Source organism: Pseudomonas marginalis, from assembly GCF_900105325.1.
In the GTDB taxonomy this organism is placed as follows: Bacteria; Pseudomonadota; Gammaproteobacteria; order Pseudomonadales; family Pseudomonadaceae; genus Aquipseudomonas; species Aquipseudomonas marginalis.
In genome coordinates, this window is record NZ_FNSU01000003.1 from 1903537 (window position 1) to 1924028 (window position 20492).

The window sequence follows — 20492 nt, forward strand, 5'->3', positions numbered from 1 at the left end:
GGTTTTACAACGGCTTTTTCCCGTAGGGCAGCAAACGCAGGCCACTGGCCACGGCGCCCACCAGCGCAAACACGCAACCCAGCCACAGCGCATACAGCGGGCCATTGCCCAGGGACAGGTGGAAACACAGCGCCACCAACGACGCCCCCAGCGTCTGCCCCAGCAACCGCGAAATCGCCACGATGCCGCTGGCCCCACCGCTGCGCGCCAACGGCGCACTGGTCATCAAGGCCTTGAGGTTGGGCGACTGGAAGAAGCCGAAACCGGCACCGCACAACGCCATGCGCCAGCCGATATCGAAGGCCGACGCGCCGTGGCCCAAGGTCGCCAACGCGGCCATGCCCACACTCAACATCAACAGCCCGATACCGCACAGCAGGCCCAGGGACACACGGTCAGCCAGGCGCCCGGCGACCAACGCCATCACCGCCACGACCGCCGGCCACGGTGTCATCAGGAACCCGGTTTCCACCTGGCTATGCCCCAACACCGCCTGCAACAGAAAGGGCAGCGACACAAAGGCCAGGCCCTGGGCGCTGAAGGCGCAGATCGCCGTCAAGGAAGACAAGGCAAACACTGGCCGCTTGAACAGATCCAACGCCAGCATCGGCGCCGGGTGACCGGCCTGTCGGCGCAGCAGCAACGCGCCACACAGCAGCGCCACCGCAATCAAGCCCAGGGTCAACGCCCCCTGCGCACCATGCACCGCCGTGCCCAGCCCCAGCACCAGCAAGGCGAACAATCCGGCACACAGTGCAGCCGCGAGGCGGTCGAAGGCATGCCCGGCCATCGGCAGGGTCGGCAATGAACGCAGGCCCAATCCCAGGGCCAACAGCCCCAACGGCACATTGATCAGGTACAGCCAGTGCCAGGTCGCCACCGACAGAATCGCCGACGCCGCCGTGGGCCCCAGGGTAAAGGCCAGTCCCACCACCAGCGAGTTATAGCCCAGGCCACGCCCGAGCATTTTTGACGGGTAGATATGTCGCAGCAACGCCGTATTGACGCTCATGATCGCCGCCGCCCCCAGCCCCTGCACCACACGGGCGGCGGTCAGGCTGACCAGCGAGCCGGCCAGCCCGCAAAACAGCGACGAGACGATAAACAGCAGCAACCCGCCGAGATACACGCGGCGGTGCCCGAGCACATCGCTGAGGGACGCAAACGGCAGGACCGTGGCGATAATCGCCAACTGGTAGGCATTGACCACCCAGATCACCGAGGCGGAATCGGTGCCAATCCCTTCGGCCAGGGTCGGCAAAGCCGTGTTGACGATGGCCGTGTCCAGGGTCGCCATGCCGATCCCCAGGGAGATCGCGATCACGGCCGGCAGGCGTTTATTGAGGGGCAGCCCATCGGCAATAGAAGACATGAACAATCCGCACAGTGGCAAAGGTGTCTAGATTAAGGGCAGCCGGGGATTTTTTCAGTGGGGGATTGCGTGGCTGTCCGAATTTTCATGTTCAGCCACGCGCCACAGGTAAAGGCGATCAGCCTGCCAGTGCACTCAGGTCCAGGCGCCCACCGAGGGTCGGCGGACACCAGTAGTAACCACCGGTCAACGGCGTGCTGATGCGATACAGGCCATCGACAATCCCGTCCTCCAACCCGCTCATGCGGCGCAGTTGGGCTTCGAACGCATCGAAGGAATGGCCGAATGCGAGGAACATCAACCCGGCCTGGCCATTTTCGGCCCAGGGCATGGAGCGGCGCACCACGAAGGCTTCCGGGGTGAAGCTTTCCTGGGCGGTACGTTTGGTGTGGGCGGATTCGGGAGCGTCTTCCAGCTCTTCGTTGTCGCCATGGCGGCGGCCGATGATGTGGTCGCGCTCCTGGGCGGGCAACGCGGCGAAGCCATCGAGGTCGTGCTGCCATTGCTGGATCGCGGCGAAGCTGGCACCGCTGTCGGTCAGGGCGGCTTCAACGGCAGCGTCGTCGTGGGGGTTTTCGGTGCCGTCTTCGTAGTCGGTGAGGTCGAAGCCGGTCTTGTAGCGGAAGCCTTCGATCGACTGCACCAGGCGAAACGCCGGGGCCAGGGCCTTCTCGAAAGCGCGACTGCGCAGCAGCAACTCACCGCGATCGACGCCATGCAGCCACACCCACAGTGCCTGCTGGGTGGACGGGTTGTGCGCACCCGGTGCGCTCACGGCAGGAAAGCTGCGCAAACCATCAATCGTTGCACCCAGCGCGTTGACCAGCGGCTCGCCAAATCCGACCACTGCCGCCGAATCGGCCAACTGCACCAGCGCGTCCAGCGCAGCGGGCACGGCTGCCAGGGTGTCCACGGCAAAAAACAGATGGCGTGCCTGCAAAGGCACCGGTGCGGCAAGAATGCCCGGCTGGTACTGACTCATGTGAACTCCTTCAAGAAAGGCGCGCAGTCTACTATCTCGAAGAGCAGGCGACACGCCCCGGTGTGTAGTGCAACGCGCACAAGCCTTGCCATAGAGCCCTGTGTTGGGTGACTCTCTCGTCATGTTTTGCAACTATTTCAGGGGTAGTGCCATGACCACCAGCAACCTGCTCGCCCAGCTGTTTCCCACCAGCGTCGCCGATATTCCCGAGCAATACCGCCTGGCGGCGCCCATCGAACAGCGTGACTACCTGGTGGATGGCCAGTTGCAGGTGTGGAACGGCCCCTTGGCCCAGGTGCAGAGCCCGGTGCAATTGGGCGACCGCCGCGTGGTGATCGGCAGCACGCCGTTGCTGGACGCCGACACCGCCCTCACCGCCCTCGATGCCGCCGTGCGCGCTTATGATCGTGGCCAGGGTGAATGGCCGACGATGCGCGTGGTGGAGCGTATCCAGCACGTCGAGGCGTTTTTGCGACGTATGCGCGAACAGCGCGACGCAGTGGTCACCCTGCTGATGTGGGAGATCGGTAAGAACCTCAAGGACTCGCAGAAAGAATTCGACCGCACCTGCGACTACATCACCGACACCATCAATGCCCTCAAGGAACTCGACCGCCGCAGCAGCCGCTTCGAGCTGGAACAGGACACCCTCGGGCAAATCCGCCGCGTGCCCCTGGGCGTGGCGCTGTGCATGGGCCCCTACAACTACCCGCTCAACGAGACGTTTACCACGCTGATCCCGGCGCTGATCATGGGCAATACCGTGGTGTTCAAGCCGGCCAAACTCGGTGTGCTGCTGATCCGTCCGTTGCTGGAAGCCTTCCGCGACAGCTTCCCGGCCGGGGTGATCAACGTGATCTACGGCAGCGGCCGCGAAACCGTCAGTGCGTTGATGGCCAGCGGCAAGATCGACATCTTTGCCTTTATCGGCACCAACAAGGCCGCCAGCGACTTGAAAAAGCTGCACCCCAAGCCGCACCGCCTGCGTGCGGCCCTGGGCCTGGATGCGAAAAACCCCGGCATCGTGCTGCCCGAGGTGGACCTGGACAACGCCGTCAGCGAGGCTGTCACCGGTTCGTTGTCCTTCAACGGCCAGCGCTGCACCGCGTTGAAAATCCTGTTTGTGCATGAGGACGTGGTCGATAGCTTTATCGAGAAATTCAACCGCAAGCTGGAGACCCTCAAACCCGGCATGCCCTGGGAAGACGGGGTTTCACTGACACCGCTGCCGGAAGTCGGCAAGGTGGATTACCTCAACGACCTGGTGGCCGATGCCCAACAACACGGCGCCCACGTGGTGAATGCCAATGGCGGTACCCATCTTGGTTCGTTCTTCTATCCGGCGGTGCTGTACCCGGTGACCCCGCAGATGCGCGTGTACCACGAGGAACAATTCGGCCCGGTGGTGCCCATCGTGCCCTACCGCGATCTGGAGACGGTGATCGAGTACGTACTCGACTCGGACTTCGGCCAGCAATTGAGTATTTTCGGCACCAACGCCGTGGAAGTCGGACGCCTGGTGGACACCTTCGCCAACCAGGTCGGCCGCATCAATATCAACGCCCAATGCCAGCGCGGCCCGGACACTTTCCCGTTCAACGGGCGCAAGAACTCGGCCGAAGGCACGCTGTCGGTACATGATGCGCTGCGCGTGTTTTCGATCCGCACCCTGGTGGCGACCAAGTTCCAGGACAGCAACAAGGCGCTGGTCAGCGATATCCTGCGTAACCGTGACTCAAGCTTCCTGACCACCGACTATATCTTCTAAGCACAATGCCGATCGCAATGTGGGAGGGGACCGCCCCCTCCCACATTTGGATTGTGTACATATCCAAAACCGAGGCCACTTTAATTACCGATGAACCTGCCACTCTTCGCCCGGCGCCTGCTGCGCCCCTTGCTCGACCCCTACCGCCGCTATCGCCACGCCAAACTGATCCACGCCGTGCGCGTATCCATCGGCTTGCTGGCGACGATCCTGCTGACCACCGGCATCAACCTGCCCCATGGTGAATGGGCATCGGTGACCATGCTGGTGGTGATCGGCGGTTTGCAACACCACGGCAATATCGGCAAGAAGGCCGTTGAGCGCGCCTATGGCACGCTGATCGGTGCCAGCGTCGGTTTGCTGCTGGTGGTGCAGGAGGCGTATGTCGGCCAGCCGTTGCTCACCTACCTGCTGATGTCGGTGGTGTGCGGGTTCTTTTCCTATCACGCCATCGGCAAGGGCGGGTACACGGCGCTGTTGTCCGCGATCACGGTGTTTATCGTCGCGGGGCACGGTGACAACCCGTTGTCGGACGGGCTGTGGCGCACCGTGGATATCCTGATCGGCATTGCCTTGGCGTTGGCGTTTTCCTTCGCCCTGCCGCTGTATGCCGTGTATTCCTGGCGCTACAACCTGGCCAGCGCCTTGCGTGATTGCGCCCAGATCTACAGCCGGATCATCAATGGCCAGTCGGTCACCGACGATGAACACCTGAAGCTGCTCAACCGCCTGAATGCGGCAATGCTGCAATTGCGCTCGCTGATGCCGTCGGTGTCCAAGGAGGTGCGCATCTCCATGACCGAGCTGGACGCGATCCAACGCCACCTGCGCATGTGCATCAGCACCCTGGAGATTCTCGGCAACACCCGCCCGGACCCTCGAGACGAACAGGCGATGGCGCGCATGCAAGTGATGTTGAAAGCCGAGCATCGGCAGATTCGCGTGCAGTTGGTGGGGATGGCGCGGGCATTGAAGTCGGGGGTTACGGAGCGGCTGGAGCGCCCCAGCCCTGTCAGCGGCGGCGAGCCCAGCCTGGATGCGCCGGTTTACAGCGCGCTGGATGGGTATCGATTGTTGACCGTGCAACTGGCGGCGAATGTGGACGCGATGCGCCAACGCCTGGCTAAAAGCGCCGGGCGCTGGAAGATCTAGAAAGGTGGCCCGTTGACCGGTTTACTCACATCAACACTTTCACACTTTCTCTTACATATTTTTCACGTTTTATTCACATCCCGGGACGTAGGGTGAAGCCTCATCCGTTACAAACGTTGCACATCAAGCCCGCCGCCCCAGCGGGCTTTTTTTTGCCTGGGATTTCTCAGCGCGAGGCCTTGGCGGCCGGCGCTGTCGCCTGTTCACGAATGGCACGCTGGGTATCCAGCACCTTGGCCAGCGCGTGTTCGGCTTCCGGGCTTTGCTGCGGCACACGAATCGCCGCCGAGACCAGGGTGATCAGCTTGGCCATCACCTCGGCATCCGTCGCCGGGCGGCCCAGGCTCATGGAGTTCATCAGCAGGCGCAGTTCGGTACCGGCCATGACCCCGGAAATCGCCTTGAGGGCAAATTGCAGGCGCACCCCCAGCTCATTGCGCGGCAAGTCCGGCAAGGCCAGGGCGAAGGCTTCGAAGAAGCGTTGGAACACCGGCTGGTAATGCACCTTGAGGTATTCCTGGATAAACGGCGAGGTGTCGCTGTACACCCGCCCAAGGAAACGGATGAACGAACGCCCTTCCCCACTCGCCGGGTCGCTGCGTTCCAGGCCCATGGCCGGGGCGAAGAGCACGCCGAGCAAGGTGTCGCAGTCGAGGGGGCCGTCGGATTCGGCCTCACAGCGCGCCAGCAATTCCAGGCGCTGCTCGTTGAGCGGCTCCAGGCGTTGCATCAGCAGGGTCTTCATCAGGGAGTCCTTGTCCCCGAAGTGGTAGTTCACCGCAGCCAGGTTCACCTGGGCGCGCTCGGTAATCTGCCGCAGCAGCACGGCGTCATAGCCGTATTTGATGAAGAGAGCCTCTGTCGCATCCAGCAATCGAGTCTTGGTAACGTTTGGAGCGCTGAGTTTCTTCGCGACCATAAGGGTTCCACGGCGGAAATATTGTTTTAAAAAATAATTTGATTTTTTATACCGGTGTGGCCGGTCGAAAGCAAGTAGTGACACACCGCCATACTATCCAAAGCCTTTGCCCATGGGGATTCTCAGGCAAGCCAGGGACCTTTCGGTAGACCCCCGTACCGGCGAGGGAAATCTTTTCAAAGCGTAAAACCGCTCTACATCCACGGCTGGCGAAGCACCGGGAACACGGTTAGTATTCAAACAATATTTTAAAAACAAGAAATAAAACCAGTCCGTGACGCGAACCAGATAGCCCCCGAACTTGTTACAAAGATTTACAAAGGGCGCATGACGGCAGCGTCGAGACTGCAGGCGTAGTCACGATGACAGATACCCCCGCGCACCCAGGCTTGATTTCCCTGCAAGGCATCGGCAAGCGCTATCAGCTCGCCGGGCAGGAACTGACCATTCTCAAAGAGGTGTGCCTGTCCATCGAGCGCGGTGACAGCTGCGGCATCCTCGGCGCCTCGGGCTCAGGCAAAAGCACCCTGCTCAATATCCTCGGCCTGCTGGACCTGCCCAATTGCGGCCAGTACCACTTTGCCGGCCACGATATTTTCAGTGCATCCCCGGACGAACTGGCGGCGATCCGCAACCAGCAGATCGGCTTTGTGTTCCAGAGCTTCAACCTGCTGCCGCGCCTCAGCGCCCTGGACAACGTCGCCCTGCCCCTGAGCTACCGCGGTGTATCGCGGCATGAATCGGTGGCGCAGGCCCTGCGCATGCTCGAACAGGTCGGGCTGGCGGAGCGCGCCCACCATCGCCCCGCCGACCTCTCCGGCGGCCAGCGCCAACGTGTGGCGATTGCCCGTGCATTGGTGGGCAAGCCGTCGGTGATCCTGGCCGACGAGCCCACCGGCAACCTCGACAGCAGCACCGCCCAGGACATCATGGACCTGCTGCTGGCATTGAACCGCGAGCAACAGGTCACGCTGATCATCGTCACCCACGACCCGCATATCGCCGAACGCCTGGAGCGCAAGATCCTGGTGCGCAACGGCCTAGTGCACGAGGCCGGGCGCCTATGAGCCTGCGGGTCGAACAGAGCTTCAGCCAACTGCTGCATGAAGCCTTCGTCAGCCTGCGCACCCTGGGCAAGCGCTCGGTGCTGGCCCTGCTGGGCATCGTCATCGGCAGTTCGTCAGTGGTGGCGCTGATCAATATCGGCCATAACGCCGCGGTGGATGCCGCGATGATTTTCAAGGACATGGGCACCGACACCCTGGTCGCCCAGTTCCCGCCCAAGGGCAACAGCACGGTGCCCGCGCCTGCGAGGCTCGACCTGGATGCCGTGCGCCAGGCCGTGCCGGGCATCGCCCATATCGGCGCGCTGACCTTGTTCAGCGGGCCCATCGTGTTCCATGGCCGCACCACCAACGCCAACCTCGTCGGCAGCACACCGGACATCCAGGCAGCGATGCGCCTGGTGGTACGGCAGGGGCGCTTCCTGTCTAGCTTCGACGCCAACGAAACCTATGGCGTGATCGGTGACCAGCTGGCCCAGGCCCTCGGCGCGCCGGGCGATCCGCTGCAACTGGGCGACCGCGTGCGCATCAACGACTACCTGTTCCTGGTGGTGGGCATTCTGCAGAACCAGCCCAGGGCAATGCTGATGCCGGTACAGGCCAACGAGTCGTTGTTCATTCCCGCCGAAGGCATGCGCCGCATCCATGCCATGCCGCAGATCGGCAATGTAATTATCCGCGCCGCGCCCGGCCAGGACATGGAACACATTGCCAGGGAAGCCGCCAGCGCCTTGCAGGCCCAGCTCACCGACCACACTGTCGACATCCAGGTGCCCCAGCAAATGATCGACGGCATGACCCGGCAAAGCCGCACCTTCGCCTACCTGCTGCTGGCCCTCGGCGCCATTTCCCTGGTCGGCGGCGGTGTAGGCGTGATGAATGTGATGCTGATGAACGTGTCGGAGCGCCGTCGTGAGATCGGCATTCGCATGGCCCTGGGCGCTCGCCAGCGCGACATCCGCAACCTGTTCCTGCTCGAAGCCGTCACCCTCACCGCCGTCGGCGCGCTGTGCGGTGCGGTACTTGGCATGACCGCCGCCTGGCTCTATGCCTGGCTGTCGGGCTGGCTATTCGACCTGGCCGTCGCCGCCCTGCCCCTGGGGGTGGGCAGTACGTTGCTGGTGGGCTTGTTCTTTGGCATCTACCCGGCGGTATCGGCCTCACGGTTGCAGCCGGTGGAGGCCTTGCGCGATGAGTAAATGGCTGGGGTTGCTCGTGTTGATCAGCCTGCACGGCATGGCCGCCGAGGTGGTCATCAAGCCGTCGGCCCCCAGCAGCACGCGCAGCGGTTACGACCGGGGCGTGTCCTTGAATGCCCAGGTCACCACCATGACCCTGGGTGACGCCGTGTACCTGGGCCTGCGCAACAACCCGGCGATCCGCAGCGCCTACCTGCAACGGGTGGCGCAGAAGTTCGACCTGCGCGTCGCCGAAGACGTGTTCAACCCCAAGCTCACCCTCAACAGTTATTACCGCAGTACCCGCGGCTCTCAGGACAGTGCGCGCAATGCCAACGTGGCGCCGGCCACCAGCTTGCTCAGTGAATACGGCACTCGCCTGAGCATGGCCTGGACCCAGCAGCTGAACAACGCCGACCGCGCCGGGCGCTACCGCAGCGACGGCCTCGACCTGGCGATCATCCAGCCGTTGATGCGCGGCGCCGGCTGGGACGCCACCACCGCACCGTTGCGCCTGTCGCGCCTGTCGGAGCAGGCCAACCGCCTGAACCTCAAGGCGACCGTGGCGCAGACCATCAGCCAGATCATCGCCACCTACCGCGAACTGCTGCGGGCCCAGGAGCAACTGAGCATCGTGCAGGACGCCCTCAAGCGCTCCGGCACCTTGCTGGAGGTGAACAAGGCCTTGATCAGCGCCGGGCGCATGGCCGAATTCGAAATCGTGCAGACCGAAGCCGACATCGCCACCCAGCAACTGGGCGTCGAAGAAGCGCAGAACCAGCTCGACACCAACCGCCTGGCCTTGCTGCGCCTGCTGGCCCTGGACCTGTCCACGCCGATTCGCGCCACCGAAGCCCTGGAGGCCAAGCCCATGCAGATCGACAAACGCCAGGCTTTCAACCTGGCGCAGACCCAGCAACCGGAATACCTCGCCGCCCTGCTCGGCAGCCAGCAGGCCGACCTCAACCTGGTGATCGCCAAGGACTCCGGGCGCTGGCAGGTGGACCTGGTGGCCGGCGCGAACCAGATACGCGACGCCTACAATAACGATGCCGGCAGCACCAACAACCGCACCTGGGACAGCTACGCCGGGGTGCAGGTGCAGATCCCCATCGGCGACATCAGCACGCGCCAGGCCGAAGTGCGCGCGCGGGTCAACGTGGAGGACCAGGAGATCCGCATCACCGACGCACGCCAGGAACTGGAACGCAACGTCAACGACGTGGTACGCGACCTCGGCACCCGCTGGCGCCAGTATGAAATCTCCCAGCGCGCGGTGGAGTTGTCGCGGCGCAAGATCGAGATCGAACGCGAGAAACTCAGCGCCGGGCGCTCCACCAACTTCCAGGTGCTGAGTTTCGAGACCGACCTGCGCAATGCCGAAAACGCGCAGCTCAACGCCCTGATCGCTTATTTGAACGCCCAGACCCAGCTCGACTTGACCCTGGGCATGACGCTGGAAAGTTGGGAAATCGCCCTCAATGACTATTAAACACAAAGGCCTGCTGGGCGCTGTATTGATCGTGCTGCTGGCCGGCGCCGGGCTGGTCCTGCGCAGCCCGGCCGAAGGCCCGGCTACCACCGGCGAGCAATGGCTGGCCGTCAAGCCCGACCCGCTGGTGCACCAGATCGGCCTGGTGGGCAAGATCGAACCCGACACCACCCTCACCCTCACGGCGCCGTTCGACGGCAACGTGCAGGCCAATCTGGTGGAGCAAGGCCAGCGGGTCGAGGCTGGCCAGGTCCTGCTGCGCATGGACCCGGCCACCCTTGAAGTGCAGTTGCGCGACGCCCTCTCCGCCCAGCTCAAGGCCCGCCGCGCCGTGCAGGAGCTGCAGGACTGGGACAGCGGCCCCACCGTCAGCCGTGCGCGCCGCAGCCTGCGCACTGCCGAAATGACCGCCGGCAATACCCAACGCAAACTCACCGAAAGCGAAAACCTGTTCAAGCGCGGCATCATCCCGCGCAATGAGCTGGACGACCTCAAGCAACAGGCCCAGCAACAGCAACTGGACCTCGCCTCCGCCCGCAGCGAACTGCAACAGGCCCTCGACCAGGGCAAGGGCGAGTACCGCCAGATCGCCGACATGGAACTGACCAACGCCACGGTGAAATACGAGGCCCTGCGCACGTTGCTAGCGGGCAAGGAGATCAAGGCGCCGTTCTCCGGCATCGTCGTGCCCGCGCCCGGCAATAATGGGCCCCCAGGCGGCGGCAACACGAACGCGCCCATTCAGGCCGGCAGCAGGGTCAGCCAGGGCCAGGTGCTGTTCGGCCTGGCCAATATCGAGCGGCTGAAAATCGTCGCCAAGGTCTCTGAGCTGGACATCAACCAACTGCACCAGGGCCAGGCGGTGGAAGTGCTGGGCGATGGTTTTGACGGCGAACGGCTGAGCGGCTCGGTGAGTGTGGTCAGCGGCTTGGCGATTGCCGGCGACAGCCAGGGCAGCGCGCAGTTTCCGGTGACGTTGTCGATCCCCAAACTGACCCCGCAACAGTTGCAGCGGGTGCGGCTGGGGATGAGTGCGCGGTTGACCATCGTCACTTACAACAATGCGCAGGCGATGGTGATTCCGAGCGAGGCAATCCAGGCGGATAGGACGGTGGAGTATCGAGAAGCGATGGATAAGCCGGTGGAGCGGGTGAAGGTGACTACCGGGCAATCGACGCCGCAGGGGGTGGAAGTATTCGGCCTAAAACCCGGCTTCGTAAAGACCTCAAGATAAATGAAGATCCCCTGTGGGAGGGGCATAGGTTTCTACAAAACGTTGGCTCAACGCTGAACGCCCGGCAGAGAGGGCTGTTGTGGCATGCCTGTCAGTTAAGCGTACATCGCCTCCTGTAGGAGCGAGCTTGCTCGCGAAAAACGTCAACGATAACGCGTGCTTCCTGAATGAACGCGGCGCCTGTGAGTTTTTCGCGAGCAAGCTCGCTCCTACAAAAAGCCTTAACTGACTGGCATTGGGGCTTGCCCCCTCCCACATTTAGAAATGCGCCAACTTCAATGCCAATGCCAATGCCTTGGCCTGAAGCGCCACATCCGTCACCGCCGTGCTCTCCCACCACATCCCCCGCAACGGCGGGCCCATGGCGAACAATCGCGCGCTGACCTCGCCCTGGGCATCCAGCACGGCGCCGGACGTGTCCGCCGCAATCCCCAACGCCAACGGCCCGGGCGTGATCAGCCCGCGCTTGAGCAACTGCTGCGGCAGCGGCCGGGCCACGCGGCGCCAGTCGTATTCGATACCGCTGGAGTTGATCAGCGCCGCCCCCGACACTTGGCTGATCACCTGCTCGCCACGGTAACGCAAGCGAATGGTCACGCCCTCGCCCGAAGGCTCCAGCCCCTTGAACGACGCCGCGCGAATGCGCAACCGCCCTTGCTCATGCAGCCGGGCCACCAACTGGGCACTCAACGGCGGCGAGCGGTGGTGATGGCTTTCCCACCAGGGCCGCACATGCCGCACGAACTGACGTTTCTGGCCTTCGCTGGCCTGGCTCCACAGCCGGCCGATATGGGCGCGCACGGTGTCCAGTGGCGCCTGCCAATCGATGCCCTGCGCCAGTGCCAGGCGGCATTGACGCCGCACCTCGCGCAGCAGTTGTCGCGGGCTGCACAAGGCGTGGTCGGCGGCGAGGAAATCGTCCCAGCCCGGCGGCTGCCGGCGCACATGGGGCAACAACCCGTGGCGTGAAAACACCTCGATGGGCCCACGGTGCCCGGCCTGTTCCAGGGACACCACGGCGTCCACCATGGTCAACCCGGAGCCGATGATCAGCACCGGCGCCTGCGGGTCGATCCGGGTCATGGCCTGCACGTCCCAGGGGTCCACGGCGGCGGCGTTCAAGCCGCTGGACTGGGTCTGCGGCGTGCGTGCCGCCGGGAACATGCCGGTGGCCAACACCGCCTGGGCGCCGTGCAGTTGCTGGCCGTTGTCGAGGGTCAGCACCACTGAATCGTCGCCGACCTGCAGGTCGACGACTTCGGCGCGGATATGCTCGACGGTGGACGCCGACAACGCCTTGGCTTCAGCCAGCCGTTGCTGTGCATACAGGCCAAAAATCCCGCGTGGCGGGAACAGTTCGCTGATGGGCACGTGCTGCTGGTCCGACTCGGGCCAACCGCCGGCGCCGATGTAGTCGGTGAGCCATTGGGTCAGGTCGTCGGCGTTGTCCGGGTCGACGCTCATGCGCGCCGCGTTGCCGTTCAAGGTGTGGCCCAGTTCGACGGCGCTGTAGGCCTCGCCACGGCCGAGTTCGGCGCGCGGTTCGATCACCAGGATCCGGCGCTGCCCAGGCCGACGCAGCAGTTGCACCGCCAGCATGGTGCCGCTCAGGCCGCCGCCGATGATCAGCACATCAGCGTTGCGGAGGGATTCAGTCATGCACATTCGCCTTTACTGTTTACCCAGATAAATGTCGTGCAAATCGCCCCGCGCCAACAGCTCGGCGGCGCTGCCACTCAAGGCCACGCGCCCAGTATCCAGCACGTAGCCCTGGGACGCATAGTTAAGCGCGACGTTGATATTCTGCTCGGCGATCAGGAAGCTCACCTGCTGCTCGCGGTTGAGCTGCGCGATGATCTCGAAGATCTCCTGCACGATCATAGGCGCCAAACCCATGGACGGCTCGTCGAGCAGTACCAAAGTAGGACGGGTCATCAACGCGCGGCCGATGGCGACCATCTGTTGCTCGCCGCCGGACGTCAGGCCCGCACGGGTGTGGCGCTTGGTCTTGAGCCGCGGGAACCAGGCGTAGATGCGCTCCAGATCCTGCTCCATGGCCTTGCGGCTCAGGCGCCGCACAAAGCCGCCGCTGCGCAGGTTGTCTTCGACGCTGAGCTGGCCGAAGACATGGCGGCCTTCCAGCACATGCACCATGCCTTGGCGCACGCGCTGGCTGGGGTCGACGCCGGCCAGGTCGACGCCCGCATATTCGATCACGCCCCGGCTGACTTCAGCGCGCTCGGCACGCACCAGCCCGGAGATCGCCTTGAGGGTGGTGCTCTTGCCGGCGCCATTGGCCCCGAGCAAGGCGACGATGGCGCCCTTGGGCACGCTCAGCGACACCCCGGCCACGGCGAGGATCGCGCCGTCGTAGATCACTTCAATATCGTTGACCGTCAACAACGACGGGCGCATGGCTTCGCTGGCGAGCTGGCTCATGATTTATTCATCCCCGGTGCAGGTGCGTGGCGTCAGGCCTTTTTCCTTGGCGAAGGCCGCAGATTTTTCATCGATCAGCGGGCGCAACAGGGCGCGGTCGGCGGCGATCCAGTCGCTGATCAGCGTCCAGTGGGCGCCGTCCCATTGCTGCACGCGCGCCGAGCCGCCGCCTTCGTGGTCGCGGCACGACAGCTTGAGGTTCTGCATCAGGCCCAGGTAGCCCATGTCCTTCAAGCGCGCGTCATCGATATTCAGGTGTTCCAGGCCCCAGCGGCCTTCTTCGCCATTGAGCGGACGCTTGCCGAACCTGGCCTGGCCGGTGCGGATCGCTTCCACGGCGACGGCGGCGTTCACCAGGCCGGAGTTGTAGTAGACGCTGCCGAAGTTTTTCAGGTCCTTGAGGTCGCTGTGGCCCTTGTCGAGGATGTATTGCTTGAGGCGCTTGTGGATCTCGAAATCCGCACCTGCCGGGTAAGGCGTGAGTGCCAGGTAGCCCTTGGCGGCGGCGCCTGCGGGCAATACGTCTTCGCTGGAACTGGCCCATATATCGCCGATGATATGGTCCACCGGAAAGCCGAAGCGCGCGGCGGTTTTCACCGCCACCGGGGTGGACACGCCCCAGGTGCGCAGGAACACCCAATCCGGGTTGGCCTGGCGTACCTGGCGCCATTGCGCAGACTGCTCATTGCCCGGGTCGGCCACCGGAATCTGGATGTTTTCAAAACCGTATTTTTCCGCCAGCAATTTCAGCGGGCCAAGGGTTTCGCGACCGTAGGCCGAGTCGTGGTAGACCGTGGCGATCTTCTTGCCCTTGAGTTTGTCGAAGCCGCCTTCGCGCTGGGCGATGTAGTTTACCAGGGTCGACGCCTCGCTGTAGAACGTCAGCATCACCGGGAAGTTGTACGGGAACACCGTGCCGTCGGTGGCTTCGGTGCGACCGTAGCCGAGGGTGATCAGCGGGATCTTGTCCACCTCAGCCCTTTCACTGAGCGCATAGGCCGCCGGTGCACCGTTGGGCTGGTACACCGCGACCGGCGCGCCATCCAGGCCGTTCTTGAAGCGCTCGTAGCACTCGATGCCCTTCTCCGCCGTCCACTCGGTCTCGCATTCCTGCCACACCAGCTTCACGCCATTGATGCCGCCTTCGACCTCGTTGATATAGCGCAGGTAGTCGATCATCCCGGCCCACACCTGCACGCCGCTGGAGGCGTAGGCACCCACCCGGTAGGTGGCCAGGGGAAAGAACTGCTGGTCGGCCGAGGCTACCGCCTGGGGCACGGCACCGGCCAGGGCAGCCAGCGCGAAGGCGGCGCCGGCCAGGGAACGTTTCAAGGATGCACGCATAGGGATTCTCTTATTCAGTCAGAAACGTAGGGGCCACTGACGCAGCCGATCGCGAAGGTTGTGCAACAGGCGAATCAAGCCCTCGGGCTCCTTGATCAGGAACACGATGATCAACACGCCAAAAATGATTTTCTGCAGGTTCTGCAACTGCCCGGCATCCACCGCACCACCGAACAACGCCTGCCCGGCATGGCTGAGGAAGATCGGCAGCAAACTGATGAATGCCGCGCCGACGAAGTTGCCGGCAATGCTGCCCATGCCGCCGATAATGATGATGAACAGGATCTGGAATGAGCGGTTGATGTCGAAGCTGCTGGCGCTGGCCGTGCCCAGGTAGGCAAACGCCCACAACGCGCCGGCGATGCCGAGGTAGAACGAACTGACCGCAAACGCCAGGCGCTTGTAGCGCACCACCGGGATGCCGACCACGGCGGCGGCAGTGTCCATGTCGCGGATCGCCATCCAGTTGCGGCCCACCTGGCTGCGCACCAGGTTGACCGCGGCCCAGGTCAACAACAGCACCGTGACCAGGGTCAGCCAGTAGCGGCCCAGCGGCGTGTTGAGGTCATGGCCGAACAACGCCAGCTTCGGCGCCGAAATGGTTCCGGACGAACCGTAGTTGTAGAACCAGGGGAATTTGACGAACAGCCACTCCAGGAAAAACTGCGCGGCCAAGGTGGTGACCATCAGGTAGAAGCCTTTGATCCGCGAACTGGGCAAGCCAAACAGCAGCCCGACCAGCGCGCTGATGATCCCACCGCCGAGCAGCGCCACCGGCAGGCCCAGCTCCGGCAGGCGCAGTAAAAACCCATAGGTGGCGAAGGCACCGACGGCCATGAACCCGGCGGCACCGACCGAGGTTTGCCCGGTATAGCCGGTGAGTAAATTCAGGCCCAGCCCGGCCAGTGACAGCACCAGGAACGGGATCAGGATCGCGTTGAGCCAATAGTCATTGCCCCACAGCGGCACCACGATAAACGCCAGTGCCAGCAGGCCGAGCAGGCTCCAGGGCACGCGCCGCTGGACCAGCAGCAACGGTGCAGTGTGTTCAGCAACAGGGATCGACATGCTTTCAGACTCGCTCGATGGCGCGCTCGCCGAACAGGCCGGCGGGACGGATATACAGGAAGGACAACGCCAGGACATAGGCGAACCACGGTGTGATGCCGCCACCGATCAGCGGGCCGATATACACCTCGGCGAGGTTTTCCGCCGCACCGACAATCAGCCCGCCGACAATTGCCCCGCCAATCGAGGTGAAGCCGCCGATGATCAACACCGGCAAGGCCTTGAGCACCACCAGCGACAGCGAAAACTGCACGCCCTGGCGCGCCCCCCACAACAACCCCGCCACCAGCCCGACGATGCCGGCCACCGCCCAGACGATCTGCCAGATGCGGTTGAGGTTGATGCCGATGGACAGCGCCGCCGTGGTGTCATCCGCCACCGCGCGCAGCGACACGCCGATACGGGTCTTGTTGAACAGCAGCGCCAGCACCGTCACCAGCACCACGGCCACGGCCGCGGCGATCAGGTCGAACTGGCTGAGCATCAGCGGCCCGACGAACAGCGGTACATCGTCGATGCCCAGGTCCAGAGCGCGCACCTGCGAGCCCATCACGCCCTGGGCCAGGCCTTCGATAATGAACGACAGGCCCAGCGTCGCCATGAACAGCGTGATCTGCGAGCGGTTCACCAACGGCCGCAGCACCAGGCGCTCGATGAGCAAGGCGCCGACAATCATCACGATCACCGTCAACAGCAACGCCAGGGCAAACGGCACGCCCTGGTCGTGCAGGCTGACGAAGGTCAGCGCGGCAAACAGCAGCATCGAGCCCTGGGCAAAATTGAACACGCCGCTGGCCTTGTAGATCAGCACGAAGCCGATGGCGACCAGGGAATACATGGTGCCGGCGAGCAGGCCGCCGAGCAGGGTTTCGAAGAAGAACGTCATCAGTGCGTCACTCCCAGGTAGGCCGCGATCACCTCGGGATTGGCCTGCACCTCGGCAGGGGTGCCGTCGCCGACCTTGCGCCCGTAGTCGAGCACCACAACATGGTCGGACAGCCCCATGACCACGCCCATGTCATGCTCGATCAACACCACGGTGGTACCGAGGTCGCGGTTCACGTCGGCGACAAAGCGCGCCATTTCCTGTTTTTCCTCGGCGTTCATGCCGGCCATGGGTTCGTCCAGCAGCAACAGGCTCGGCCCGGCGATCAATGCACGGCCCAGTTCCACACGCTTTTGCAGGCCATAGGACAGGTTGCCCACCAGCACATCGCGGTAGGCTTGCAGCTCCAGGAACTCGAGGATGCCCTGGGCGCGCAGGCGGAAGGCGTCGGCTTCACGGCGTGCGCGGGGCAAGCCGAGGGCCTGTTCGATAAGGCTGGTGTGCATATGCCGCGACAGGCCGGTGAGGATGTTGTCGAGCACACTCATTTTCTTGAACAGGGCGTTGTTCTGGAAGGTACGGCCAATGCCTCGACGCGCGGCGCCCAGCGGGTCGATACGCTGGAAATGCTGCGCCTCGAACACGATCTCGCCGGCATCGAAGCGATACACGCCGTTGAGGACGTTGAGCAATGAACTTTTGCCGGCACCGTTGGGCCCGATCAACGCGCAGATTTCCCCGCGCGCCACCTCGAACGACAACCCATTGATCGCCTTGACACCCTTGAACGATAGCGAGATGTCCCGCACCTGGAGAATGGCTTGGCTCATGCACGCTCCCGTTTGAATTCGGCAAGCCACGTCGGCTCGGCATTGGATTTGAGGGGCTGCCAGATATAGGCCAGGCGCTGGAAGCCCAACAGTGTGCGCACGCGGTTTTTCAGCAGGCGGCGCAGGCCGCTGTGTGGGTGGGCAATGGCCCAGTCGCACAGGCGTCGACGCCAGGTGCCGTGGGGTGGCAGGCGGCTTTCGATCTCGTCGGCCAGGTGCAGCAAACGGGCGGGTGACAGCAGCAGGCCGGTGGGCGCGACTTCGCTGCGATCACGTCGCGCCGAGGCCAGGCTTTCCGGGAAGGCCAGGCCGTGGCCACTGCTCAGCCACTGCTCCAGCACCACCGCCAGGCCGCCTTGCCAGTGGGTGCCCTCCTCGCTCCACAACGCGGTTTCACCGGCGGGCTGCCACCAGCGCTGCAGGTGTTGCGCCGGGTCGACGGGGCCGAGCAGTTGGGCGAAATCCAACCGCTGGGTGAAGGTCCAATCGCGCTGGCGACCTTGAACGTAGGCATGGCTGGGATGAATACGCCACAGCTGTTGCTCCAAGGCCTGCGGCTCGAGGTTATCGGCCAGCGTCAGTACCTGTGCGCCGACGGACTGGGCCGCCAACGCCAGCAACAGCAGGTTCGGCTCAAAGGCGCCGCTGAGCACCAAGCGTGACTGTTGATTGAAACCTTGCTGGCGCAAACCATCGGCCAGGCGTTCGACATCGCGCAAGGTGTCGATCCAGCGCCAGGCGTACCACTGGCCCTGGCGCTTGTGGTGCAGGGCGATGTGCAACGGCGTGAGTTGCGCCCAGTGGCGCAGGTGTTCCAGGAGGGCCGTTGGTTCGTGCACGCTCATAGGGGGTTGCTCCTATTGGGGGGTATGCGTGCGGTGGTCCGCTGGCTGAAATAAATCAAACTCAATTTCCCGTAAGTAGATACCGAGCACCACGCAAGTCCGTAGCAGCTGCCGAGCGCAAGCGAGGCTGCGTCAGGCGCGCTGCCGATTCGAGCCCGAGTCGCGGCCGACGCAGCCTCGCTTGCGCTCGGCAGCTGCTACGGGATGAGGCCGCGATGGGGATTGGCATTCGCAGCCTCGCCAAGGCTGCGCAGTTGCTACGCAACATTTGCTTTGCGGGACTCAGCAAGGTTTCGATAGCCAGCGCCCGGGTGGTTCGCACCCAACCTTGCACCGTCGCCAAACAACTTCTCGCGCAATGTGCCCTGGGCGTATTCGGTCTTGTACACGCCGCGCTTCTGCAACTCCGGCACCAGCCATTCGACGGCGTCGACAAAGGTTTCATGGGTCAGCGCATAGGCGAGGTTGAATCCGTCCACGTCGGTCTCTTCGACCCACTCCTGCAACAGGTCCGACACGGTCTCCGGGCCGCCGACGAACAGCGGGCCAAAGCCGCCGATACCGACCCAATCGGCCAGCTCGCTGGGGGTCCAGACCTTGTTCGGGTCCGCCGTGGAGAAAGCTTCCACCGCCGATTGAATCGCATTGGTGTGCACATGCTTGAGCGGTTCATCCGGCTTGAACTGGCTGAAATCGATCCCGGTCCAGCCGGAGATCAGCGCCATCGCACCTTCATAACTGGCATAGGATTTGTATTCGTCAAACTTGGCCTTGGCCTTGGCGTCGGTCTCGTCGACGATCACGGTCTGCAAGTTGAAAATCAGGATTTTCTTCGGGTCGCGCCCGGCTTCGGCCGCACGGCGGCGGATGTCGGCGACGGTCTTTTTCAGCAGCACCTTGGACGGCGCGGCAACGAACACGCATTCGGCCTGCTCGGCGGCGAACTGCTTGCCACGGCTGGAAGCACCGGCCTGGTACAGCACCGGCGTGCGCTGCGGCGAGGGTTCGCACAGGTGGATGCCGGGCACCTGGAAGTGTTTGCCGACGTGGCGAATCTCGTGGATCTTGCTCGGGTCGCTGAAGATCCGACGTTCGCGGTCGCGCAGTACCGCGCCCTCTTCCCAACTGCCTTCCCAGAGTTTGTAGCAGACCTCCAGGTATTCCTCGGCATAGTCGTAGCGGGCGTCGTGTTCGGTCTGGGCTTTCTGGCCAAGGTTCTTGGCGCCGCTTTCCAGGTAGGAGGTGACGATGTTCCAGCCGATGCGGCCCTTGGTCAGGTGGTCGAGGGTCGACAGCCTGCGTGCAAACGGATACGGGTGTTCGAACGACAGCGACGCGGTCAGGCCAAAACCCAGGTGCTCGGTGACCAGCGCCATCGGTGCGATCAGCGACAACGGATCGTTGACCGGCACCTGGGTCGCCTGGCGAATCGCCGCGTCGCCATTGCCGTTGTACACGTCGTAGATGCCCAGCACGTCGGCGATAAACAGGCCGTCGAACTTGCCGCGTTCAAGGATCTTCGCCAGGTCGGTCCAGTATTCAAGGTCCTTGTACTGCCACGAGCGATCGCGCGGATGCGCCCACAGGCCCGGCGATTGGTGGCCGACGCAGTTCATGTCGAAGGCGTTCAAGCGGATTTCACGGGACATCACAGCACTCCGTTGAGGTGGTAGTTGCCGACGACCTGGTATTTCCAGCGCAACGGATCATCCAGGGTCGGTGGCAGCGCGGTGCGTTGGCCGGTCAGTTCGAATTCGGTGTTGCTGGCAAAGAGCAAGGCTTCAGCGGCGGCGATCTGCGCTTCGGTGACGGCGACCGGGCTTGGATCGGTTTCGGCGCGTTCAAGCAAGGCGGCCGCTACATCCACGCGAATCTGCCAATCGCCGAAGCGGCTGATCACGTAGGGGTCGTCGCTTTTTTCGACGTGGCGACGGGTGCTGTCCAGCAGTTGGCGTGCGAGGGTCAGGGCGGTCATGGGT

At 63.6% G+C, this 20492-nt stretch carries 18 protein-coding genes; 6 read left to right on the forward strand and 12 right to left on the reverse strand.

Annotated features, from left to right (window positions below):
- Positions 1–4 precede the first annotated feature (4 nt).
- Together BLW22_RS17895 and BLW22_RS17900 are read right to left on the reverse strand one after the other, a co-directional pair.
- Complete coding sequence (locus BLW22_RS17895) at positions 5–1372, reverse strand: MFS transporter (RefSeq protein WP_065927056.1); 1368 nt, start codon at positions 1370–1372, stop codon at positions 5–7.
- A 118-nt stretch (positions 1373–1490) separates the two neighbouring features.
- Entirely contained in the window at positions 1491–2354 is an 864-nt protein-coding gene (locus tag BLW22_RS17900; protein ID WP_065927055.1) for a Dyp-type peroxidase, read from the reverse strand.
- 151 nt (positions 2355–2505) lie between these two features.
- On the opposite strand from BLW22_RS17900, the gene BLW22_RS17905 reads away from it, so the two are divergent.
- Both BLW22_RS17905 and BLW22_RS17910 read left to right on the forward strand, forming a co-directional pair.
- Entirely contained in the window at positions 2506–4122 is a 1617-nt protein-coding gene (locus BLW22_RS17905) for an NADP-dependent glyceraldehyde-3-phosphate dehydrogenase (RefSeq protein ID WP_074847178.1), read from the forward strand.
- Positions 4123–4212: 90 nt separating this feature from the next.
- On the forward strand, positions 4213–5274 hold the full coding sequence (locus tag BLW22_RS17910; RefSeq protein ID WP_065927053.1) for an FUSC family protein: 1062 nt from the start codon (positions 4213–4215) through the stop codon (positions 5272–5274).
- A gap of 166 nt (positions 5275–5440) precedes the next feature.
- Here the strand turns inward: BLW22_RS17910 and BLW22_RS17915 are convergent, their stop codons facing one another.
- On the reverse strand, positions 5441–6193 hold the full coding sequence (locus tag BLW22_RS17915) for a TetR/AcrR family transcriptional regulator (protein WP_065927052.1): 753 nt from the start codon (positions 6191–6193) through the stop codon (positions 5441–5443).
- 362 nt (positions 6194–6555) lie between these two features.
- Here BLW22_RS17915 and BLW22_RS17920 point away from each other — a divergent pair, with 362 nt between their 5' ends.
- The 4 genes from BLW22_RS17920 to BLW22_RS17935 are packed head-to-tail and all read left to right on the forward strand — an operon-like array spanning position 6556 to position 11161.
- Positions 6556–7260, forward strand: coding sequence for an ABC transporter ATP-binding protein (locus BLW22_RS17920; RefSeq protein WP_065948360.1), 705 nt, complete (start codon positions 6556–6558; stop codon positions 7258–7260).
- Positions 7257–8456 (forward strand): ABC transporter permease, encoded by a 1200-nt coding sequence (locus tag BLW22_RS17925; RefSeq protein ID WP_065948361.1) that lies wholly within the window; start codon positions 7257–7259, stop codon positions 8454–8456. The genes BLW22_RS17920 and BLW22_RS17925 overlap by 4 nt, the downstream gene beginning before the upstream one ends.
- Complete coding sequence (locus tag BLW22_RS17930; protein WP_065927049.1) at positions 8449–9927, forward strand: TolC family protein; 1479 nt, start codon at positions 8449–8451, stop codon at positions 9925–9927. The genes BLW22_RS17925 and BLW22_RS17930 overlap by 8 nt, the downstream gene beginning before the upstream one ends.
- A complete protein-coding gene (locus BLW22_RS17935) occupies positions 9917–11161 on the forward strand; it encodes an efflux RND transporter periplasmic adaptor subunit (RefSeq protein WP_074847179.1) in 1245 nt (414 codons plus the stop codon). The genes BLW22_RS17930 and BLW22_RS17935 overlap by 11 nt, the downstream gene beginning before the upstream one ends.
- Positions 11162–11419: 258 nt before the next feature.
- On the opposite strand, the gene BLW22_RS17940 is transcribed toward BLW22_RS17935, so the two are convergent.
- The 9 genes from BLW22_RS17940 to BLW22_RS17980 form a co-directional block, all read right to left on the reverse strand.
- Positions 11420–12820 (reverse strand): FAD/NAD(P)-binding protein, encoded by a 1401-nt coding sequence (locus tag BLW22_RS17940; RefSeq protein ID WP_074847180.1) that lies wholly within the window; start codon positions 12818–12820, stop codon positions 11420–11422.
- Positions 12821–12832: 12 nt separating this feature from the next.
- The gene (locus BLW22_RS17945; protein ID WP_065927046.1) at positions 12833–13600 is read right to left on the reverse strand and encodes an ABC transporter ATP-binding protein; all 768 of its coding nucleotides are present in this window, start codon (positions 13598–13600) and stop codon (positions 12833–12835) included.
- Between the two features lie 3 nt (positions 13601–13603).
- Complete coding sequence (locus BLW22_RS17950) at positions 13604–14944, reverse strand: ABC transporter substrate-binding protein (protein WP_065940088.1); 1341 nt, start codon at positions 14942–14944, stop codon at positions 13604–13606.
- An 18-nt stretch (positions 14945–14962) separates the two neighbouring features.
- Positions 14963–16012 (reverse strand): branched-chain amino acid ABC transporter permease, encoded by a 1050-nt coding sequence (locus BLW22_RS17955; RefSeq protein WP_065948365.1) that lies wholly within the window; start codon positions 16010–16012, stop codon positions 14963–14965.
- A gap of 4 nt (positions 16013–16016) precedes the next feature.
- Entirely contained in the window at positions 16017–16898 is an 882-nt protein-coding gene (locus BLW22_RS17960) for a branched-chain amino acid ABC transporter permease (protein WP_027606301.1), read from the reverse strand.
- Positions 16898–17668 carry an ABC transporter ATP-binding protein gene (locus BLW22_RS17965; protein ID WP_065927043.1) on the reverse strand — a complete coding sequence of 257 codons (771 nt, stop codon included), beginning with the start codon at positions 17666–17668 and terminating at the stop codon, positions 16898–16900. Before BLW22_RS17965 ends, BLW22_RS17960 begins: the two co-directional genes overlap by 1 nt.
- A complete protein-coding gene (locus tag BLW22_RS17970; protein WP_074847181.1) occupies positions 17665–18513 on the reverse strand; it encodes an AMP-binding protein in 849 nt (282 codons plus the stop codon). Before BLW22_RS17970 ends, BLW22_RS17965 begins: the two co-directional genes overlap by 4 nt.
- A gap of 257 nt (positions 18514–18770) precedes the next feature.
- Positions 18771–20162, reverse strand: a complete 1392-nt coding sequence (locus BLW22_RS17975; RefSeq protein WP_065927041.1) for an LLM class flavin-dependent oxidoreductase — start codon at positions 20160–20162, stop codon at positions 18771–18773.
- Entirely contained in the window at positions 20162–20488 is a 327-nt protein-coding gene (locus BLW22_RS17980) for an acyl-CoA dehydrogenase (protein WP_065927040.1), read from the reverse strand. Before BLW22_RS17980 ends, BLW22_RS17975 begins: the two co-directional genes overlap by 1 nt.
- Between the last annotated feature and the right edge of the window lie 4 nt (positions 20489–20492).